This window comes from Algoriphagus faecimaris (assembly GCF_900101705.1).
Lineage (GTDB): Bacteria > Bacteroidota > Bacteroidia > Cytophagales > Cyclobacteriaceae > Algoriphagus > Algoriphagus faecimaris.
The window spans coordinates 77,864-98,805 of record NZ_FNAC01000015.1 but is presented as its reverse complement, the minus strand read 5'-3'; the positions used below and the strand labels follow the sequence as shown (position 1 = coordinate 98,805).

19 protein-coding genes are annotated in these 20,942 nt (G+C 40.9%); 10 read left to right on the top strand and 9 right to left on the bottom strand.

Annotated features, from left to right (window positions below):
• Nucleotide 1 precedes the first annotated feature (1 nt).
• From gatC to BLQ57_RS09915, 4 genes are read right to left on the bottom strand one after another with little or no spacing between them, the layout of a single operon-like run.
• Nucleotides 2–289 carry an Asp-tRNA(Asn)/Glu-tRNA(Gln) amidotransferase subunit GatC gene (gene gatC, locus BLQ57_RS09930; RefSeq protein WP_087939037.1) on the bottom strand — a complete coding sequence of 96 codons (288 nt, stop codon included), beginning with the start codon at nucleotides 287–289 and terminating at the stop codon, nucleotides 2–4.
• 27 nt (nucleotides 290–316) lie between these two features.
• Entirely contained in the window at nucleotides 317–1,048 is a 732-nt protein-coding gene (locus BLQ57_RS09925; RefSeq protein ID WP_087939038.1) for a lysophospholipid acyltransferase family protein, read from the bottom strand.
• Nucleotides 1,041–1,418, bottom strand: a complete 378-nt coding sequence (locus tag BLQ57_RS09920; protein WP_087939039.1) for a globin domain-containing protein — start codon at nucleotides 1,416–1,418, stop codon at nucleotides 1,041–1,043. Before BLQ57_RS09920 ends, BLQ57_RS09925 begins: the two co-directional genes overlap by 8 nt.
• A gap of 28 nt (nucleotides 1,419–1,446) precedes the next feature.
• Nucleotides 1,447–2,799: an NfeD family protein gene (locus BLQ57_RS09915; RefSeq protein WP_087939040.1), complete on the bottom strand. Its 1,353-nt coding sequence runs from the start codon at nucleotides 2,797–2,799 to the stop codon at nucleotides 1,447–1,449.
• A gap of 328 nt (nucleotides 2,800–3,127) precedes the next feature.
• On the opposite strand from BLQ57_RS09915, the gene BLQ57_RS09910 reads away from it, so the two are divergent.
• The 4 genes from BLQ57_RS09910 to BLQ57_RS09895 all read left to right on the top strand — a co-directional run bounded on the left by BLQ57_RS09910 (nucleotide 3,128) and on the right by BLQ57_RS09895 (nucleotide 6,439).
• Nucleotides 3,128–4,306 carry a LysM peptidoglycan-binding domain-containing protein gene (locus tag BLQ57_RS09910; protein WP_087939041.1) on the top strand — a complete coding sequence of 393 codons (1,179 nt, stop codon included), beginning with the start codon at nucleotides 3,128–3,130 and terminating at the stop codon, nucleotides 4,304–4,306.
• 142 nt (nucleotides 4,307–4,448) lie between these two features.
• On the top strand, nucleotides 4,449–5,051 hold the full coding sequence (locus BLQ57_RS09905) for a DUF6992 family protein (protein WP_087939042.1): 603 nt from the start codon (nucleotides 4,449–4,451) through the stop codon (nucleotides 5,049–5,051).
• 72 nt (nucleotides 5,052–5,123) lie between these two features.
• Nucleotides 5,124–5,678 (top strand): hypothetical protein, encoded by a 555-nt coding sequence (locus BLQ57_RS09900; protein WP_087939043.1) that lies wholly within the window; start codon nucleotides 5,124–5,126, stop codon nucleotides 5,676–5,678.
• A 2-nt stretch (nucleotides 5,679–5,680) separates the two neighbouring features.
• On the top strand, nucleotides 5,681–6,439 hold the full coding sequence (locus BLQ57_RS09895; protein WP_087939044.1) for a TIGR02757 family protein: 759 nt from the start codon (nucleotides 5,681–5,683) through the stop codon (nucleotides 6,437–6,439).
• Here BLQ57_RS09895 and BLQ57_RS09890 read toward each other — a convergent pair.
• The 4 genes from BLQ57_RS09890 to aceK all read right to left on the bottom strand — a co-directional run bounded on the left by BLQ57_RS09890 (nucleotide 6,436) and on the right by aceK (nucleotide 12,000).
• On the bottom strand, nucleotides 6,436–7,653 hold the full coding sequence (locus BLQ57_RS09890; protein ID WP_087939045.1) for an ATP-grasp domain-containing protein: 1,218 nt from the start codon (nucleotides 7,651–7,653) through the stop codon (nucleotides 6,436–6,438). The genes BLQ57_RS09895 and BLQ57_RS09890 overlap by 4 nt on opposite strands.
• 2 nt (nucleotides 7,654–7,655) lie before the next feature.
• Nucleotides 7,656–9,080: a leucyl aminopeptidase family protein gene (locus BLQ57_RS09885; protein ID WP_087939046.1), complete on the bottom strand. Its 1,425-nt coding sequence runs from the start codon at nucleotides 9,078–9,080 to the stop codon at nucleotides 7,656–7,658.
• 6 nt (nucleotides 9,081–9,086) lie between these two features.
• Entirely contained in the window at nucleotides 9,087–10,208 is a 1,122-nt protein-coding gene (locus BLQ57_RS09880) for an alpha/beta hydrolase (protein WP_087939047.1), read from the bottom strand.
• A 67-nt stretch (nucleotides 10,209–10,275) separates the two neighbouring features.
• Entirely contained in the window at nucleotides 10,276–12,000 is a 1,725-nt protein-coding gene (gene aceK, locus BLQ57_RS09875; protein ID WP_087939048.1) for a bifunctional isocitrate dehydrogenase kinase/phosphatase, read from the bottom strand.
• A 642-nt stretch (nucleotides 12,001–12,642) separates the two neighbouring features.
• On the opposite strand from aceK, the gene BLQ57_RS09870 reads away from it, so the two are divergent.
• The 5 genes from BLQ57_RS09870 (at nucleotide 12,643) to BLQ57_RS09850 (ending at nucleotide 16,039) form a co-directional block, all read left to right on the top strand.
• Complete coding sequence (locus tag BLQ57_RS09870) at nucleotides 12,643–13,047, top strand: hypothetical protein (RefSeq protein WP_087939049.1); 405 nt, start codon at nucleotides 12,643–12,645, stop codon at nucleotides 13,045–13,047.
• 100 nt (nucleotides 13,048–13,147) lie between these two features.
• On the top strand, nucleotides 13,148–13,813 hold the full coding sequence (locus BLQ57_RS09865; protein WP_087939050.1) for a hypothetical protein: 666 nt from the start codon (nucleotides 13,148–13,150) through the stop codon (nucleotides 13,811–13,813).
• Between the two features lies 1 nt (nucleotide 13,814).
• A complete protein-coding gene (locus BLQ57_RS09860) occupies nucleotides 13,815–14,447 on the top strand; it encodes an NUDIX hydrolase (protein ID WP_087939051.1) in 633 nt (210 codons plus the stop codon).
• 56 nt (nucleotides 14,448–14,503) lie between these two features.
• Nucleotides 14,504–15,757, top strand: coding sequence for a DUF819 family protein (locus BLQ57_RS09855; protein ID WP_087939052.1), 1,254 nt, complete (start codon nucleotides 14,504–14,506; stop codon nucleotides 15,755–15,757).
• Between the two features lie 24 nt (nucleotides 15,758–15,781).
• On the top strand, nucleotides 15,782–16,039 hold the full coding sequence (locus BLQ57_RS09850; RefSeq protein ID WP_087939053.1) for a (2Fe-2S) ferredoxin domain-containing protein: 258 nt from the start codon (nucleotides 15,782–15,784) through the stop codon (nucleotides 16,037–16,039).
• A gap of 3 nt (nucleotides 16,040–16,042) precedes the next feature.
• Here BLQ57_RS09850 and BLQ57_RS09845 read toward each other — a convergent pair whose 3' ends face one another.
• Nucleotides 16,043–16,363, bottom strand: coding sequence for a YbjQ family protein (locus tag BLQ57_RS09845; protein ID WP_087939054.1), 321 nt, complete (start codon nucleotides 16,361–16,363; stop codon nucleotides 16,043–16,045).
• Between the two features lie 223 nt (nucleotides 16,364–16,586).
• Here BLQ57_RS09845 and BLQ57_RS09840 point away from each other — a divergent pair, with 223 nt between their 5' ends.
• A complete protein-coding gene (locus BLQ57_RS09840) occupies nucleotides 16,587–20,873 on the top strand; it encodes a PAS domain S-box protein (protein WP_087939055.1) in 4,287 nt (1,428 codons plus the stop codon).
• Nucleotides 20,874–20,942: the final 69 nt, after the last annotated feature.

The following is a 20,942-nucleotide window of genomic DNA, read 5'->3' as shown; positions in this document are numbered from 1 at the left end:
TTCAATCCAAAACCTTCGGTACACGGAAATAATCGGCATCTTTTTTAGGGGCGTTTTTTAGCGCCTCCTCGTGGCTCAGGTGCTCCCCGATTTGATCCTCTCTCATATCGTTGATTTCAGACGACATGGTAGTGATAGGTTCGATGTTTTCAGTATCCAATTCATTGAGTTTTTCTACCCAATCTAGAATTTGACTCATGTCAAGAGACATTTTCTCAGCACTGTTTTCGTCAAATTCAAGCCTTGCCAAATGAGCTATCTTTTTGATGGAATCTATATCGATTTTCATGTCTTTTGATTTTGTTTGAGCTATTTATTAGTGCTCTTGATTATCTCTGTTCAGTTGGTTTTGAATCACTTGGAAACATTTTTCTTTCAAAGACTCTTCGGTGCTTGCTCCATTTGGGATGATCCCTTCGTGAATAACCATTTTAGCCTTTTTAAAATCGAGCAAAAACCGCCCGTCTTCAGGCAAAATTAGATGATTAAAGCTTAGCGTGACAGGAATTATAGGGATTTGTTTTTCGATAGCCAAGCGAAAAGCCCCATTTTTAAATGGAACCATCTTTGGGGGCTCCGTAGTATAAATACCTCCTTCAGGAAATAGCACGATACTACTTTTTTGCTCTAAAGCGACACCGGCTCTCCGCATGGTTTCTGCCCGGCTTTTGATTTTTGACCTATCCACGGCGATATGGAGATTTTTGAAGTAATAGCCAAAAAGTGGCGCTTTTCGTATGGAGGCTTTGCCTATAAACTGTACATCACCTGGGATGAAACCCATCATAGCAATATCCAAGTAGCTGAAATGGTTCGCCAAAAAAATATAGGATTTACCTTTTTCAAGCTTGGCTCTTTGCTCCACCTTTACAGGAAGAAAGATCAGGGAAAAGTAAATTTTCGCCCAATATCGGTTGATTTTTCGGCCAAATCTCTTCCAGCCGGGTATCCAGATGCAAATCAGGAAAAAAGGGAAGATGGCTAGGAAACTTAGGATGAAAAGCAATCCTGCATAGATGGAATAAATTCTTCTCAAGAGCTTAATCATGGTTGACCATATGATTGGCAACTTTCACAAAATAATTCATCATCAATTCGCGGACCTGTGGATCCAACTCCAACTTATCCATGGATGCAAACATCGCGTTGAGCCAGTGATTTCTCATTTTAGGATCGATTTTCCATTGAAAATGCCGCATTTTCAATCTTGGATGACCTCGCTCTTCCGAATACGTTTGAGGTCCTCCAAAGACTTGAACTAAAAATAAAAAAAGTCTCCTTTCTGCAGGCTGGAGGTCTTGTTCGGGGTAAAGTCTTCTCAAGTCTTCATTTTGAGCGACTTCTCGATAAAAGCCAGCTGCTAACTCCTGAATAGTATCTTTTCCTACGGCTTCGTAGATGGATTGGAAAGGATTCATTTCGCAAACATAGCAAAAACCCAAGTTTTTACACTTCCTGTTTTTTGACTTTCAGTGAGGTTCCTTCTGTAGAGATCACCACTACATGTTCGTCTTGATCGATAAATTCTCCTCGTGAGGAGGCATCGTAGATTTCACCTTCTATTTCTACTCGTCCACTCGGTCTGAGTCTAGAGTGAACCTTTCCCACTTTCCCCATGAGATCATTACTGTAAAAGCTTGAGGTGTATCCTTCTGTGCGGGCTTGAGTGGATGCGAGTGTGATGGTGCTGAAAGCCCCCCATTGGTTGACCTTTGGTGTGAGCCAAAAAACCAGGCCTATAGCAGCTAAGGCTGCTAAAATGACTGTGAGTAAAGCCGCAAATAGGTCTGCTGCCGGAACAAAATCAAAGTTGAAGTTTTGATTAGGTAGCATGCCTAAAACTAAGCCACCTAAGATGAATATGACTCCTAATACTCCAAAAATCCCAAAACCTGGGATCACAAAGATTTCTACTGCCAATAGGATGATTCCCAGCACAAAAACAATTACCTCCCAATTTTCAGCTAAACCATTGAGATAATAGGGGATAAAATACAGGATGGTAGCCACAATGGAAGCCAAGATCGGGAACCCAATTCCTGGAGTTTGCAATTCGAAATATATACCACCGATAATAATCAGGATCAGTACACCACTGATGGCTGGATTTAGGAAAAACGAGATGATCTGTTCGGTTTCAGAAACCTGATAAGCGATTAGCTCCGAATCCTGTAGGTTTTGTGCCTCTAGAATAGCATCTATTGAGCGATACTCTCCTTCACAAAACCCAAATTGTATCGCTTCAGAAACAGAAAGGGTCACTACAGAACCCTCTTCGCTGACCCCTTCCACTACAATTTTTTCATCCACCATAGCTTCGGCTATTTTGGGGTTTCTACCCGTAGCCTCCGCTGTGCTACGCATCATGGATCGCATGTAAGATTGATATTTATCAGGAGCTGCAGCTCCATCAGCCCCATTTACGACCGTGGCAGCCCCTATGCTAGACCCCGGTGCCATGTAAATGCTATCGCTAGCAATTGATATTAAAGCTCCTGCTGAAGCAGCGTCCTTGTTAATAAAAGTGTAAATCGGGACTTCTGTTTCTAAAATCATCGTACGAATATCATCTGCATCATTGACAGCTCCACCGTAAGTATCCATTTCGATGATGATGATATCGGCCTCTTTTTCCTTAGCATCTTCCAGTGCTAATTTCACCCTTCGATTCATTCCCGGATCAATATCCTTGTCGATTTTAAAGGTGAAAATTTTCTTGACCTTTGTGGTGTCTTGAGCGACTAGTTCGCTGGATAACAAGGCGAAAAGAAAAAAAACAGGTAGAAATAGCTTTTTCATATATCTATAATTGATTTTCAAAGTTTATAACTTGTCCCGAGTATCTGGATAGCCTGTCCCGAACTTCTCGGGAGAATCTTGCACATTTTCCCCGATACATCGGGGCATACCAGTGTGTGATGGCCACATTATGCTCGCATTCATGAATCTAAACTTTGTCAAAAGATAACACTGAATTTGTTGATATAGTTGATTTTTCTAGAAAATGGGCAGCTTGCGAGGTAGTTTCAAAGAATTTCCTAAAAATACCATTGGATATGCTCTTTAGCATTATTCTTGTTAGTGTTTGGGTTGAATAAAGATCAAAAACCTAACTCCAGTCTAATCTATGAGTTTCAAGTATACATTTTCTACACTCTTTTCACTCCTTTTGCTTTCTTCTTTCGGGTTTGCTTCCGAAAATGAATTGATGCTCAGAGATTCTGTAGGTATAGAACGTGTGGGCGACAAATCCTTTATCATTCATGCAGTAGAAGCTAAGGAGACGCTTTTTGCGATATCCAGAAGATATCAGACTCCTGTGGGAGAAATAGTCGAAGCCAACGAGAGTTTGAAATCTGGGCTCAAAATTGGTCAGCAAATCCGGGTGCCTTACGTATCAAAATCTCAAGTTCCATCGGGAGCTAACTTGCACAAAGTTGCTGCCGGAGAAACCCTCTTTGCCATTTCCAAGAAGTATAATGTTTCCGTGAGTGAAATCATGGAATGGAATCAGTTAAGAGGAAATGATCTCAGCGTGGGACAAGCGCTCATAATCGAAAAAGCTACAAGTAGTCCTGAGCCTCCTCAACCTGCAAAAGAAGTCTTGGCCGAAACCACAAAGGAAGAGCCGAAGAAAATTGTGGAAGCTCCGAAGCCATTAGAAGCCAAAAAAGAGGAAGTAGCGAAGATTAAAGAAGAAAAATCAAAGGTTGAAACTAAAACAGAAAACCCTAAGCCTGAAAAAACAATTGCAAGTCCTGCAGCCAGTACTTCAAAGCCAATTACTCCGGGAGACTGGATTTCTCATGAAGTGCAATCTGGAGAGACCTTGTTTTCTCTGTCTAATCGCTATAATGCTAAAGTAGAAGATTTGATCAATTGGAATGCCCTGAGCTCAAATAATCTACGCGTGGGACAGGTCATCAAAGTAGGAAGAGCTCAAGCAGGACCTTCCGATGTGCCACTAGTGGGCGAGGCCAAGGTAGTCAGCAATGCAGAAGAAATGAATGCGGTGCCTGATGGTGCGAATAGTGGCGGTTTTAAAAATATCAAAGAAACTGGACAAGCTGAATTGATCGAAGGAACGGGTTCTCATAAGAAGTACTTGGTACTGCATAGAACTGCTCCAGTAGGAACCATTATGCGAGTAAAAAATGAAGAGAATGATGTTGCGATTTTTGCTCGTGTGGTAGGAGTCTTACCTGAAACAGGGGACAACTCCAAGTTGGTGATTAAGTTGTCACAAGCTGCCTTTGATCAATTGAAAGCAGTGAATGGCCGTTTCCCTGTGGAGGTGATGTATTAATTGAGATTTCGAAAATCGATTTGAATACAAAAGAGTCACTTTTCCGAAGGTGACTTTTTCATTTGGAAAAGTGACTTGAAATCCCTTTCGTTGATTTAAAAGAATTGAATAAACTTTCTTCTATTCTTAAAGTTTAAATTTTATGAACTTTCGCTCTTCCTTTAGATTTCTACTCGTTTTTAGCCTTTTGTTTATTGCGATCGATTCCTTGGGACAAGAACTCCCCGGGCTCGAAGATTTTAATTCAAAGCGATTGGATTATAATCAAAAAGGTATGCTGATCTTAGGTTCTTGGGCGGTTGGAAACATGATTTGGGGAGGACTGTCCGCTCGACAGCAAACAGGGGAAGTCAAGGCCTTTCATCAGATGAATATTTATTGGAACTCAGTGAATTTGCTGATTGCTGGTTTTGGCTACTGGCAGGCTACAAAAGAAAGTCCGGGTTCTGATTTTTGGCATACATTAGAAGCTCAGCAGGGAATTGAAAAGATTTTATTGGTTAATGCAGCTTTGGATGTGGCTTACATGGCAGGAGGTTTATATATGAAGGAAAGAGGGCTTAGAAAATCAAACGAAAGACTGGTGGGATTCGGGAAGTCAGTGATCCTTCAGGGTGCCTTTCTGATGGTTTTTGATGGAATCATGTATGGTTTTCATCATGCCCACGCAGGAGAGCTCCCTAACTTTCTAGAGCAAATCAGCCTAGGTCCCAATGGTTTCTCCTTGAATATCCCTCTTCGCTAGGCTATCCTTACTGCTTCTTTTCAATTTGTAAATACAAGGGTTGAAGGGTACCTTTGTTGCTAAGTTTACCCCATGAATAAAGTATCATTGTTTTTTCACCATGTTTTCCGGTTAATTTGGAATGCAATTTTTGTCATTTCTTATCCGATCCTTGCCAGTTTTGGAATTCTTTTCATTGGGTTGACCTGGTTTTTCTCCAAATTATCCCAACTCCTGACCAAATTGAGGCCTGAGGGAAAAGCTGAAGAAATCCTAGATCAAGAATGGCAACCCTTGCCCTATTCCAATCAGGTATTGGAAGCCAAAGCAGTTAAGCAGATTATGTTTGGGCCTTCAGGGTTTAAATTGAGAAGAATGGATGGTGTGCCATCTGTGCTCTCAGATTTCGTCTTTGGAAATAAAGTGAGGGTGATGGAGGAGGGGATTATTTTAGAAAAATGGAATAGTCTTGAGGCTAAAGACCTTCCGGATTTTGATATCTGTCTTTACAACCCTGAAGACGATAGTCTTCGACCGCTCACTACTATCAAATCCTTTGATTGGCATATCTCTGAGAGGATTGAAAATGAATTGCTATTTAAATGGTTTGATGGGACTCAAGGTGGCGAAGTAAAAGTGGCAATTTGATCATGCAAAGTCTAAAGGATTTTTTGGATGAAAAGGTCGATTTATATAACCGACCTGGTTTTATAACTCACGATCCTATTTCGATTCCCCATCGATTTAGCAAAAAAGAAGATATTGAGATTTCGGGTTTTTTTGCGGCAATATTAGCATGGGGACAGCGAAAAACCATTATCAATAAGTGTTTGGAGCTATTCCAAATGATGGATAATGCTCCTCACGATTTTCTTCTGAACCATAAAGAAGATGATCTTAAGCCTTTTTTGAGTTTTAAACACCGTACTTTTAATGACGTAGACACGCTATATTTTATTCATTTCTTGACTTGGTTCTACCGATCGTATCATTCTTTAGAAGAGGCTTTCTTGATAAGTGGAGGTCAGGATATGGGGGAAATTTTGTCTGCTTTTCATGAGTTTTTCTTTCACTTGGAAGAAGCTCCGGCCCGAACTCGAAAGCATATTGCCACGCCCACCCGAAAAGCTGCTTGTAAACGCATAAATATGTTTTTGAGATGGATGGTGAGACAAGATGACCGTGGAGTGGATTTTGGGATTTGGAAAAAAATAAGTCCTACTCAGCTCATTTGTCCCACCGATCTTCATGTAGATCGAGTGGGAAGGAAGTTAGGATTGATTCATAGAAAGCAGACCGATTGGCAGACTGCAATAGAACTGACTGAGCGATTGAGGGAATTTGATCCTGTCGATCCTGTGAAATACGACTTTGCTTTATTTGGCTTGGGAATCGAAGAGAAGTTCTAGTGAAATTTTTTCACATCCGGCGCCGCGGCGGAGGTAGAAAACTCCCTCGCAAAGCGCTCTGCATAATCGTCCAAAAGTAATCTAGTTCTTTTTTGATCCTTTGACCTGACAATTAATCCTGCATGATATTCAAGCATGACTCGATAGAAAATTTCAGGATCGTCAAAGCTACTTAGGTCGGGGTTTTGTGCATGAGATAATGTCAGCACTATCCCCCCATAGTTTTTGAGGGGTTTTGGAGCTTTATACGGCTGATCTTTTGCTATTGCATCTTCGATTTTTGCCCATTCTGCCCACAGATTGATACCTGTGGCTGCTTCTACCATTTCTGCTAAATGTGCTCCACCGACTCGGGAAGAGGTTTCTAAAAAGTAAATCTCACCATCCTCGTGGCACTTTATGAATTCTGTATGTGTGGCCCCGTATCTCATTCCGAAGGCTTTCATGATGTCATTATTTACCTTTTTGATGGCTTTCTCATCTTTTGAACCATACTCAATGGTAGCAGAGCGAAAAATACCTCCTCCTTGGGATATTTCCATAGGTGTGGTCAAATATTGGGAAACGGAAAGGAATAGATTTTTTCCTTCTAGAATCAGTCCATCGGCGTGAAAAACATCTCCAGGCTTAAATTGCTCTACTAAATAATAAAGCCGGTTGTCTCCCAAATCGTGAATATGCTTCCAGAGCTCTTCTTTGTTGTACACTTTGATGATCCCATGAGCTGAAGCTTCGGAGCGTGGTTTTAATACCCATGGTGCTGGAATATGATCCGCAAATTGATTGATGTCTTCGTCGTTAAACAAAGGGGAAAAGGCCGGAACCTTCAGGCCAGCATCTTGGGCTTTGATTCTCATGGCTAGTTTGTCACGAAAATAGCGGCCTGTACTTTGCCCCATACCGGCAATTCTCAAATTTTCTCGCAAAAAAGTAGCTTTTTCTACATCGTAATCATCCAGGGCAATGATGGCATCTATTTTATGTTCTTTCATCAGACCTCCCACTCCCTGAAGCAATAAATTCAGATCCCAATCTAAATCCTGACCTGGCATAAAGAAGAGTTCGTCTATAGACTCAAATGCCCAGGGACTTTCTTTGAGATTTTCTGTGGTGATTAAAAAGACTCGATTTCCTTGCTTTTTTAGCGCCGTAAGAAAAGCGTTTCCTTTGAAATAATTCGATATGCAGAGAAAAGTTTTGGATTGGGCCTCCATAGTTAAAGCTGTTTTTCGATGAATTTAAGTAATAAATGAACACCAAATGCGGTTCCTGATTTGGTTTTTGAAAATTCTCCGTCTCCAAAAGCTACACCTGCGATATCGAGATGCGCCCAAGAGGGATGCTTGTGGGTAAACGCTTGGAGAAAAGTGGCCGCAGTGATGGCACCTGCAAGGGGCTTTCCATGATAATTTCGAATATCTGCTATTTCACTTTCCATTTCTTTTGCATAAGCCTCCCATAAGGGGAGTGGCCAGGTTTTTTCTCCTATCAGCTTACCTGCCTCCTGAATATCTTGGGACAAATTGTCATCATTTGAAAATAAGGCCCCGCATTCGTAGCCAAAAGTGGCCACTGAGCTACCCGTCAAGGTCGCCATATCGATCAGAGTATCTACCTTGTAGTTTTGGGTGAGATAGGAAAGTCCATCTGCCAGAATCAAGCGTCCCTCCGCATCGGTATCCACTACTTCTATACTCAGTCCTGCATGACTGCCAATGATCTCAGACGGCAAATAAGCATCCTTGTCTATCGCGTTTTCTACAGCAGGTACGATGGTGGTTAGGTTTACAGGGATTTCGAGATCGGCGATCAGTTGAGTAGCAGCTAAAACAGCTGCTGCACCTCCCATATCAGATTTCATGTAGTGCATACCTTGAGTCTTGACATTGAGCCCTCCAGTATCAAAAGTGACCCCTTTTCCTACAAGGCCTAGGTGCTTATCAGCCTGAGGGTGCCTGTATTCAATGACAATAAACTGAGGAGCTTTGGCGGAACCTCTACTGACTGCCAAAAAAGCCTCAAGCCCCATTTTCTTTGCCTGCTCCTGAGTATACACGTTTACCTTAACATGGTTGATTTTGTTAAGTTGAATCGCCCAGTTGCCTAGGTAAGAGGGAGTGAGTTCGTTTGGAGGAAGATCTACCAGTTTAAAGGCCTCGATTTTTGCGTGGGCTATTTTCTGGGCTCTTTCTTTAATATAAACAAGACCTGAATCGCTTGCTGAGCTTATTCCAACCTCAAGCTGATCAAAGGATTTTTTTCTTTCCTTTTTGTAAAAATCCAGGTGATAATTACCTAGCTGAAAACCAACTAATGCAGCTTCTATTTCTTCAGCTTCGAATTCTTCTGAAAAATCGATTTGCACACATCCACTAATCAGTTCTCCATTTTTAGAAAGAATCCTCCGAAAACAAGAGGCGATAGTCTGGTAAAGCGGATTTTTTCCTAAGCCTACCAAAAGGATTAGTTTTTCTTCATCCTCCAGGAAATAGGTGCTGTCTTTTTTTGCGGAAAAAAGCAAGGGATTGACCTTTTGTTTTGGTAACTGTTTAGCTAAAATTTCATTTCGCAAGTCTTCTTTTACTGGAATGACTTGCAGTAATCCTTTGGTATTTATTATTCTTTTTGTGCTCAGTTTCATAAGGTTTTATTCAGATTTATCACTAAAAAACAACCATTCAATAGCCTTGGGAAACTCATCACTCCAATAGCTTTCGTTATGTTTTCCTTGTTCGTTTATAGATAGCCGGATTTTCATTTTGCCCTGCTGACTTTCTCTTTTTAGTAGTCGCTTTCGCAGTTTACTTACATGGGATACCATTGTTTCGCTTTCATCCCCTCCGGCATAAAGGTAAAATCGGGTTTCTTGTGGTTCGAAAAAGTCGAGAAATCCCAATTTGATTTTGGGAATGACCCATAAGGAAGGGGAGAAAACCAAAAGCTTGCCAAAGACCTCAGGGTAAATCAATCCGGAAAAAATACTAACCAGTCCACCCATAGAGCTTCCGCCTATTCCCGTATTTTCTCTTTCAGGCTGAGTTCTAAAGGTTTTATCCACAAAGGGCTTCAATGTATCAGTGATGAAACGAATGTATTTTTTACCATGCCCCACACCTAAAAGAGTGCGCCCGACATTGTATTCTTGGATACGCTCTGACTCTGCATGCTCGATGGCAATGATGATGATTTTCCCAATTCCATAATCCGACATCACAGCCAGTTTCTTATCAATCTGCCAATTATAGGCGGATTTTTCATTGAAAAGGTTTTGTGCGTCTTGGAGATAAAGTACGGGGTAATGCTCTTGTGAGCTATCGTAATCATGAGGAAGCAGGGCCCAGATTTTTCTGGTTTTATTGAGTTGAGGAATTTCAAACTCCTCTGAAATCAAATGGATTTTTGGCAACTGGGACGGCCGGTAAGGAAGCCAGTTTTTGCGCCATTTGGATACTTTTTCTACCTGTATGTTACTCTCACTTTTCCACTTCCTATTGGGAGTTTTATTTCCGTATCGGTCTATCTCTACCTCCGACCAGTCGCCTTTGGTGAATTTATAAATCAGCTCACCTTGAAATCTTTCTTCCTCAGGAAATTCAAATTCGTATCGGCCTTCTTCGATCTTTTGCATCTGGAACTGACTGTCTTGAGTAGCCCATTCATTGAAATTTCCGGCAAGGTAGACCGGTCTAAAATCATCTTGGGGCGTATGCAAGATAATTTTTCGCCTACAATCAGTAGAGGTCTTTATAGGATGTTCTTGGAGTTTCATAGTATAGCGCACTGAATTTTTCAACCAGTAAATGCAAAAATAGGTTTTTGCGAAGCAAGAACGAAACCTATACTTTTTCTAGCGGTCGAAAGCGGATTTCTTCAGGATAGGGAAAAGCATGGAGCAACTCTCCCTTACGAATCTTTTCTTGAATTTTTGACCAATGAAATGGGTCAAATAAATTTTGATGGTAAGCTAGAAAATGCTCCTTTAGGTCAGAGCGTCCAATCATCCACCTGCGAAAATCCTCTGGAAACACATCGTTTTTGGCGATTTCATACCATGGTTCTGGAGCATAGATTTGCTCATACGTTTCTGCGACAGGTTTTTTTCGGAAATTCATCTCCGTCAGAAATTCGATCTCGTCATAATCGTAAAAAATTACTCTTTTTTGACGGGTCAGACCAAAATTCTTGGTCATCATATCCCCAGGGAAAATATTGGCTTGGGCAAGTTGTAGGATAGCTCGTCCATAATCTTCTACCACAGCTTTGCCTTCTTCGGTTGTGCAGGATTCCAAGAATAGATTGAGCGGCTCCATCTTTCTTTCGGTGTAGAGATGCTTTAGAATAACCTCGTTTTCGGTGATTTGAACTAGTGAGTTGACCGTATTTCGTAGCTCACGCATCAAATCGGGACTGATACGATGGATGGGGATCCTGAAGTATTCAAATTCATGCGTATCTGCCATGCGGCCGACTCTGTCATGAAGCGATACGAGTTTGTACTTTTCTCTTACTTCTTGGCGAGTCATGCTTTTAGGGGGTTCGAAGTGGTCCTTGATCAATTTAAAAACCACATCGAAAGAGGGGAGGGTAAAAACGGTCATTACCATTCCTTTGATCCCGGGAGCTACGATAAACTGATCTTCACTTTGCTGTATATGAAGAAGAAAATCACGATAAAATAGGGTCTTGCCATGTTTGTTGAAGCCAATGGCATTATATAATTCGTGTGTTTTTTTATGAGGGATGACGGAGCTCAAAAAACCAACGATCTGGGATGGGATTATTGCCTCTACCATGAAGTAGGATCGAGTAAAGCTGAAAAGAGTACTCATCATATTGGGGTCAAAAATCAAGGTGTCTACAAATATCCCCTTAGGCCCATGTAAAATGGGTATGATAAAAGGCATCCATTTCTGACCTACGAAAGTTCTCCCGATGAGATAGGCCGCCTTGTTTCTGAAAAATACCGGCTTCAATAGCTGAGTCACTGTTTCAGGTCCGGGTTGGTAACGAGTCAGAATGACATTTTTGACACTTTCAATGAGGAACTGTATATCCTGCTCTTTATCCATAAACGGTGCCCCAAAGTCATAATCGTCTAGCAGGGATCGGATAATTTGTTCCAAACCCAATGAGCCGGGGTAGGTGTTGAGCAGCTGACTATTTTCGTGAATGTGACAGGAACTGTAGCCTTCCATCAGATACATTAGCTCTTCATCAGTACTCATGCCCGGAAAAGCCTTTCGGATGGTGGAGTTGAAAAATGTCTCGGCCAGTTCTACATCTTCTCTGTCGCGAATGAGCAGATGATACTCTGTTCTGATTTTTTGCCAAATGGACCTTTCCTTGTCATCTTCCCCGAGAATTTTAGAAAATTCAGCAACCAATGGAAAAAGCAGGTCTTTGTAGAGACGAAGACGCTGTCGATGATTTTGCTGCATAGCTATCCAGTCCCTGTTTTGGAAATGGACGGGGGCGAGTGCAGTGAGACTATTGAAGGTTTGAATATAGCTTTGAAAACCCTGGTAGATTTTTTGGGCTAGTGGAATGGCTCTGTGCGGCATAAAGTAAATTTAGATGAAATCGAGCATGACCCAAAGCGACACACAGTGGTATGCCCCGATGTATTGGGGAGAATGAGCGAGATTCTCCCGAGAAATTAGGGACAGGCTATCCCGATATCAGGGACAAGTTATGACCTTTAAAATTCAATTATAAACAGATGAACAAAAAGAGAGTACAAGTGCGCTTGGATTTTTTTATGAAAAAACTGGAATTTTATGCAGACGATTGCATAAACTAATTATCACGATGGCTCCCAAATCTCAAGAAAAAACTATAAAAAAATTCAAAAATGAATAAGCTTGATTTTTAACTATTTACACCAAAAAATAAGCGGAAAATAAAATTTTGAAAATCTTTCGCAATCGATTGTTTGGAGTATATAAAAACATTTTCTACTTTTCGAAGGTATTCATGAATTGAATATCTACAATAGGTTTAATAGGTTTGAGAGCAGGAAAAGGTCGGATTCATAGTCCGGCCTTTTTTGATTTTAGGAGTATTTTTGAAGCGCTTTTGATTTTTTATGACGGATAGTTTAGGAGTTGAATCGATCAAGGACATTTGAGCAGGATTTTTCCCCGAAGTTTGGCAATTTTTCAGGTCAATGTCTCAATCGGAATTAATTTTGCGGTAGAGAAGGAATGAGTGATTTTCCAGAAGTAGAAACCCAACCAAAAATCAAACTTGATCCCAAATTGCTTCAAGAGTCTAAAGCGCAAGTCGAAGCCGAGAGACAAGTTGTGATTCATGTTACCCTTACCATTTCTGAACTTCCAAGTTTGATTCGCATCTGGTCCAATACCTACTTGATCTGTGGTAATTCCAGCGCGAAGTCCAAGTTGCTGAATGCTGATAAGATAAGTTTTGCTCCCCTGTGGACTAGGGTAGATCAGGAGCATTACCAATTCACTCTGATTTTCGAAGGATTGGCTAGGGATTGTGTGGTTTTTGATTTGGTGGAGGACATTCCTACGATGGACCGTTTTGAGTATTTCGGAATCGCTCGAAATCAAAGCGATATCTACCATTTGAATTTAATTCCCTAGGCGTTTTTTGGAAAAGAGCTTCTTTTTTAGATTTTCTGAGTAGCAGAATTCTTGTTTTTTCTTTTGAATGTCCTAGTTTGGCATTCCTATTCTTTAGAAAATGAACACTTATAGACATTATACATTTTTGCTTTTGACTGTATTCTGTATCTCCGGCTGTACGCGACAGAGCCCTGAGGAGGAAACTACTGTTTCTGGGCTAGAGGAGAATTCAGCCATTTCTTTTGCGGAGCGCTTCGATGTCGCTCTTGCTCAAAAGGAGAATTGGCGCAAGCATTGGCAGGAACACGTGGGAAGTTTTTCTTCCTATGATTTTAAACTTATAATGACAGATACCCTGGATCAATATGAAATGCCAGAGAAAAACCCGATTGCTTTAGATGATCCTTTGGCTCCTTATCAGATTCCCCATCCGACAGGAAATGGAGTCATCGATATCTATTCTTACAAAATAGAATCACAGGATGAAGAAGGTCGACCCTACCTTAACCCTGATGCAGAAGTTGTCTGGTACAAGGAAGATGGCATGAAAAAAAGGTTATTATTTATGGGGCCCTCAGGAATGTTTGAGGAAGCTTCGTGGCTTAATGAAAATGAATTATTAGTATTGGGCTTTTTTCAGGATGATGAGGGTTTTCGTCCGATGGCTTGGGTGATCGAATTGGAAGGATTGGTCCTGCGCCAATACAGTCTCAATAAAGTGACTACTACTTATCCGATGACTTCCTATCTTGATCAGAAGATCAAACCGTTGACGCTTAAATAATATGAATTTTGATGAGGCGATTCATCGAATCAAAGAGAGGATAAGCAAACCTCTTCCTGGGAAAAATGCCCAATTGAAAATGTCCCCTCAGCCTGTGGATGAGAGGAGATTTGACCTTATAACTCCAAAATCTCATCGGAAAGGTGCAGTTTTACTCATGATTTATCCGGAAGGAAATCAGGCTTTTTTTCCTTTGATCAAGCGGCCCAATTACCCTGGAGTCCACGGAGGTCAGATAGCACTTCCTGGAGGAAAAATGGATCCTACGGATGCTGATTTGATTTACACTGCACTTAGAGAAGCGGAAGAGGAGGTTGCAATCAATCCTCAAAAAGTCACAGTATTAGGTAGCCTGACAGACCTTTATATTCCTGCGAGTAATTTTTTGGTGAAGCCTGTAATCGCCTTTTCTGAAGAGATTCCTGATTTTGTCCCTGAAGCCAGAGAAGTACAGCAGATTCTTCCTACCCCACTTCTTTCCTTATTCGATAAAGGCATCTTGATGAGAAAAAAGTTGATTGTCAACCAAGGTTTAGAATTGGATACGCCTTACTTTGAAATCCAAAAAGAAATGGTCTGGGGGGCTACAGCTATGATTTTATCCGAATTCTTAGAAATCCTTCAGTCACAATAAAGCTTTCATTTGGGCTTTTTTTGGTATTGTTGCAAGGTCAATTAAAAATAGAGATCATGGAAGAAGCCAACCCATTGTTTACCAATGATGCTGTAGTTTTTGGTATTTTGATAGCAACTGTTGCTCTTGTTTTTGCGACTGCTGCAAGTAAAAACATCTTTTTTCAGAAGTTTTATCGAGTAGTTCCTACTGTATTGCTCTGCTATTTTATTCCTGCGGTGTTTAATTCTCTGGGGCTCATATCAGGAGAGACCTCAAATCTGTACTTTGTTGCGAGTCGCTACCTTTTGCCCGCCTCATTAGTTTTGTTTACACTTAGTATTGACTTCAAAGGTATTTTAAAACTTGGCCCCAAGGCCTTGACCATGTTTTTGGCAGGTACGCTGGGCATTATGCTGGGTGGTCCTTTGGCTTTGCTGACGGTGGGGCTCTTTCAGCCTGAGCTTTTGGGAGGTAATGGTCCTGAAGAAATCTGGAGAGGCTTGGCTACCATTGCAGGCTCTTGGATAGGAGGAGGGGCCAATCAGACAGCCATGTTGGAAGTATTTGGGGCTAGTCCTTCTCTTTTTGCCCAAATGATCGCGGTAGATGTCCTGGTGGCAAATTTATGGATGGCTTTTCTTTTGTATTGGGCGGGGAATCCAGAAAAAATTGACAGACTATTTAAAGCGGATAGTAGTGCGATTTACGAACTTAGAGATAAGATAGAAAGCTTCAGAGCGGGAATCATGAAGATTCCTACTTTGGCAGATACTATGAAGATATTAGGGATAGGCTTTGGCGTGACAGCCATTTCTCATTTGATCGCGGATACTGTAGCTCCTTACATAGGAGCAAATTATCCTGAGCTAGATCCGTATTCTTTAAATTCGACTTTCTTCTGGATCGTAGTGGTAGCTACCACTCTTGGACTTGGACTTTCTTTCACTCGGGCTCGTAATCTTGAAGGAGCTGGTGCCTCAAGATTTGGCTCAGTATTTCTTTATGTTTTGGTCGCTACTATAGGAATGCAAATGGATCTGGGGGCTATTCTAGACAATCCTATTCTTTTCTTGATCGGCATTTTATGGATGGTTTTTCACATCATCATTATGCTTCTTGTAGCTTGGATGATCAAGGCACCTTTTTTCTATGTGGCTGTAGGTTCTCAAGCAAATGTCGGTGGTGCAGCATCTGCCCCGATTGTAGCATCGGCTTTTGATGCCTCGCTAGCTCCAGTTGGAGTGCTTTTGGCAGTCTTGGGCTATGCCGTGGGAACTTATGGAGCCTATTTAAGTGCTGTAATGATGCAGTGGGTTTCTGGACTTTAGTCAGATACCAAAAATTACAAATCCATGGGACATAAACGGCAATTGATTTTTCTCTGTAACGGCTCCGACTGTAGAGGGGCAGGAGCAAAGTCTCTTAAAAAAGAATTGAAAGCCGAACTGAAATCAGGGGAGCTTAAAGGAAACTGTAAACTCATAGAGACTAAGTGTATGGATATGTGTAAATCTGCTCCTGTGGTCATCGTCAATCAATATTTCTGTAAAAAAGCAGCAGCTGATACTGTCCTAAAGGAAATCAAAAAAGCCCTGCGTGAACAGGGCTGATTTTTAGAGTTTATTTACTTTGACAGCTGTACCACTGGCAGTTACCATGAGCATTCCATCGCGGATCGTCTCATAATCAAGATCAATCCCTACAATAGCATTGGCACCAAATGCACGAGCCTGCATTTCCATCTCAGACATTGCAGTGGCTTTTGCCTCGCGGAGTACCCGCTCATAAGAGGAAGAGCGTCCCCCTACGATATCTGTGATGCTTGCAAAGAAATCTTTGAAAACATTGGCTCCAATAATTGTTTCTCCCGAAACGATGCCTAGATAAGATTCGATCTTGTGACCTTCTAAATTGTTGGTGGTTGTAATTATCATCTTATTTATTGAATAGTTTGAGTAATTTTTCACGAATTGCCTGATTGAAGGTTGTATTTACTTGAATAATAATTGGAAGGAGTGCGCTAGGTGTTTTCTAAAATCCATTTATCTGTGGGGTAATTTAATCTCGGACTTAGCTGTCCGAGATTTATTTTAGAAAAAGTTTTTAATCAGTGATCTAAAATACCTCAAAGTATCGAATAAATTTTTATTTTTCGGTATGAGTAGTTTACAGCATTTTGACATCTCTGATTTTTTTAATGAGATCAAAGAACCCCTCTTTTTAATGGATTCTGAGGAGATTATTTTCTGGAATTCCTTTGCCAGAGAAAATTTTCAGATTGATTCAGAAAACTGGAAAGAATGGTTTGGCAATGAGGAGTTGATCAAAGAAATCGAGGCTTATTTTCAAGGCGGTTCGGTTCCAAGTAGGAACTACTATAAAACTATTCACTCAAAGGAAGGAAAAAAGATACGATTTGAGTGGGGCTTCACCAAGCTACCTTCTTCTTACACTTCTCGTTTTTTGATTGTGAAGGGAAGCCGTGTGAAATACTATGGAACCAATCCGGCAGCACATATTCTCACTAGCGATGTGTTTCAGGATAAAGAAGAGTTAAACTACATTCAAAGTATTCTCAACAATAGTTATGACCTAATCGCAATTCTCGATCAAAAGGGACACTATAAGTTTATCTCGGAATCGGTAAGTGTCAAATTGGGATTTCCTGTAGAGGCTATTTTGGGTAAAAGCTTTCGTGATTTTGAGAAAGAGGGCCTTATCGAGATAGTGAAAGGTTCTTTTGAGGAAATCTTGGCTTCTCCTCCTGAAAAGGAGGTAGCGATTGATTTTTGGATTAGGCGATTAAATGGGCAAGAGATTTACCTGGAGAGTTATGCCAAAAACCTCATAGATCATCCTGAAATCAACGGAATACTTTTCAGTAGCAGGGATATCACTGAGTTTGTCGAGACAGACCGCTCGCTGCAGAAGCGATTCGAGATTGAAAACCTGATCAATCAGATATCCTCTCGCTTGATCAATGGTCAATTGGCGGATATCGAACAGGATTTTCAATATACGTTGAAGCTGTTTGGAAATTTTATGAAAGCGGAGAGGGCTTTTATTTTGGTGATCAATCGCGATAGTGATGGCTTGGATGTTTTAAATACTTGGACTCAAGATGGCTCCAAAACCATACTGCCTTCATTTTTGTCGGAAATGATTGCCTCCAGAAAAAACCGATTGGAAGCGGGGATCGTAAAGCTCATTCAATCTGAAAACGAGCAGGAAAGGTTTCAGCATTTACTGATTCCGATGATTTCAGGTTCCCGTATGCATGGGCTAGTATACTTTGAAATAGAAACCTCACAATTGCAGTTTGTGGAAAAAGAACTTCAGATCTTCCGGCAGCTGGGAGATATTTTGGCTGGAGCCTATTTGGGAAGATCGATTACGCGTCAGCTTGAACGGAATGAAAATCTTTTGGCCACTACTGAAAGGCTTTCTAAATCAGGCTCTTGGAGGTTCAATGCCAGTAAGAATTTATTTTATATTTCTGGTGGTTTAGCAAGTCTTTTTGAAATGGGAGATCAACCTGTTACCGCAGAATTTTCTTCTTTGATCTACAAAATAGAACGTCCTGACCGGGCAAAGTTTGTCAAGCACTTAAAGCAAGCAATCAAAAATAAGACACAAGTCTCCGGAGAGTTCTCTGTGAGAACCTCAGAAGGCAAGCTGAACTATTTAAGCTATGATATAGAGGTCAAGGAGGACTATTTCACCACAGAGTTGGAGGTCAATGGATTTTGTACAGATATCACTCACAAATTGGCCGCTGAGGAGCATCTTAGACTTCAGTCGCAGATATTGGCTCAAGTGGATGACCCGATCATTGTGACAGATTTGAATTTAAAGGTGATTTACCTGAATGAAGCAGCAGAACAATTTGCTGAAAAAGAGGCCTCTACTTATTATCAGGGATCGATAGAAAATCTGCTTTCTGTAAAGACAGAAAAGGAACAGCCTTTAAAGCTCATCACTAAAAAGCTAGAAGTCGGAGATTCTTGGCGAGAGGAAGTCTCGATGACTTACAGAGATATCCAAAATCAGCCTTTCGAATTGTCCATACAAGCAATACATGCAGAGGAAGAATCTAAGATTGGCTATTCCTTTATATTGAGGAGTTTAGTAGAGCGCTATGAAAGTCAACAAATAGCGATGCGAGCAAGAAAGATTGTAGAGAATAGTCCAGCGATACTCTTTCGGGTAGACCCTAATGATGACTATAGGATTCACTATATCTCCGAGAATATCAATCGCTTTGGTTATACATCAAGGGAGTTGATGGAAAATGAGGTGGGTTTTATGGACCTAGTGCATCCTGAGGATGTGGTTGAAATCAATTTCAAAAAGGAAAAATCAAAAAGCAGTACAGGAATCCTATCCTTTTCAGGACAATACAGAATCAAGCACAAGGCAGGCCATTATGTATGGGTAGAAGACAAAACCTCAGATGTGAGAAATGATTCAGGAGAAATAATCATGCATGAGGGACTTTTTCAGGATATTTCGGAAAGAAAGAATTTCGAGGTTTTCAAAGCCGAGAAGGATAAGCAATACCGTGTGCTAGCTTCTAACATACCGGGGACCAATATTTTCCTATTAGATGCCAATAGAAGATATATACTCGCAGAGGGTACTAATTTTGACTATTGGGAGTTGGGTCCAGAGGATTTTGAGGGAAAGCGCGTCTCGGAAATAGTCCTCACTGATCCAGAGAAAATCGGGAAGCTCCTAGACCGCGTCTATTTTGATCAAGAAATTGTCGAGACGGAATTTAGATTCAAAAACCGCTGGTATCATCGATTGATGCGACCGATTTTAGAAGAAGGAAAAGTGGCCTATGCCTTGACTATTGTCAGGGATATCACCGCAGAACACGAGGCGAAAGAAAACCTAAAAAGATCTGAGGAAAAGTATCGAACTCTCGTAGAGGAATCGACAGAAATAATTTTTTCGCTTTCCGAGACTTTTATGTTGGATTATGTATCTCCTAATATCAGCCAGTTTTTGGGCTATGAGGCAGAGGAAGTTTTGGGCAAAAGTATTTTTGAATTTTTGAATACAGATGACTTGGATGTATTTCAAGAGATGCTTAGCGAATCGAATGATTTTCTGGCCGAAAATCAGTTTTTAGAATTTAGGTTGAGGCATTTGGACGGTTCCTACAGAATTTTCAATTCCAATGGGAAAATGATTCTGGATAAGAGTAACAACTCTCGATATTATACAGGCATCGCAAGAGATATTTCTAAACTAAAGGAGGCTCAGAAGGATCTATTGCAGGCCAAGGAAATGGCTGAGATGGCTTCTCAGGCCAAATCACAGTTTCTGTCTGTGATGAGTCATGAAATCCGTACTCCAATGAATGCGGTAATCGGTTTGGCGCACTTCCTAATGGAAGAAAACCCTAGACCTGATCAGCTGGAAAATTTAGAAACCTTGCAATTTTCAGCTGAAAGCCTCATGGCTTTAATCAATGATATTTTAGATTTTAATAAAATAGAATCGGGTAAAATAGAATTGGAGTCGGTTCCTTTTGATTTAAGAAATCTTATTCAAAGAATCCTTCATTCCCATAGTTTTCAGGCGCATGAAAAGCCAATTAAAATTCTCACTGAATTTGATGAGTCTATTCCGGAAATGATTTTGGGGGATTCTATCCGCTTGGGACAAATTGTGAATAATTTAGTATCCAATGCCATTAAATTTACCGAAAGAGGTTTGGTAAAAGTCACCTTGAAAGAGTTGAAAAGGAGAAATGGAACATCTACGATTCTTTTCAGGTTTGAGGATACCGGTATAGGTATTGCTCCTGAGCAAGTTCAGCGTATTTTTGAGGCTTTCACCCAGGCGAGCTCGTCCACTACTCGCAAGTATGGTGGTACAGGACTGGGCCTTGCGATTGTCAAGCGACTGATAAATCTTCACGGAGGAGAAATTCATTACAGACCTAATCCTGACGGAGGAAGTATTTTTGAGTTCGAAATAGACCTGTCGGTCGTGGATGGGCCCTCTCAAGAATCGATTTCTAAAAACCAAACTCACTCCAAATCCTTACAGCAAATTTCAGTTTTGGTGGCAGAGGATAATTCAGTGAATCAAATTCTGCTCAAGAAATTCTTGAAAAAATGGAATACTGGAAAGGTAGTGTTTGCTTCTGACGGTAAGGAAGCTTTGGATCTTTTCGAAAAAGAAGATTTCAATTTAGCCTTGATCGATTTACAGATGCCTGTCATGGATGGATTTGCTGCCGCAAGAATAATGCGTGCCCATTCTAATCCTAAAAAAGCAAGCATGCCGATTTTGGCGATGACAGCCACCTCCTTCAATGAGGTCAAAGAAGAACTTGAAGAAATAGGCTTTGATGATTATATCCCCAAGCCTTTTTCTCCCGAACTTCTATATGAGAAATTGACCAAGCATCTTCTTCCTAAAAATTGATTTAGAATCGGGTTTAGCATTAATTTTGCCGAGAAGGTAAATTCACACTCAACACCTATGCATCAACCT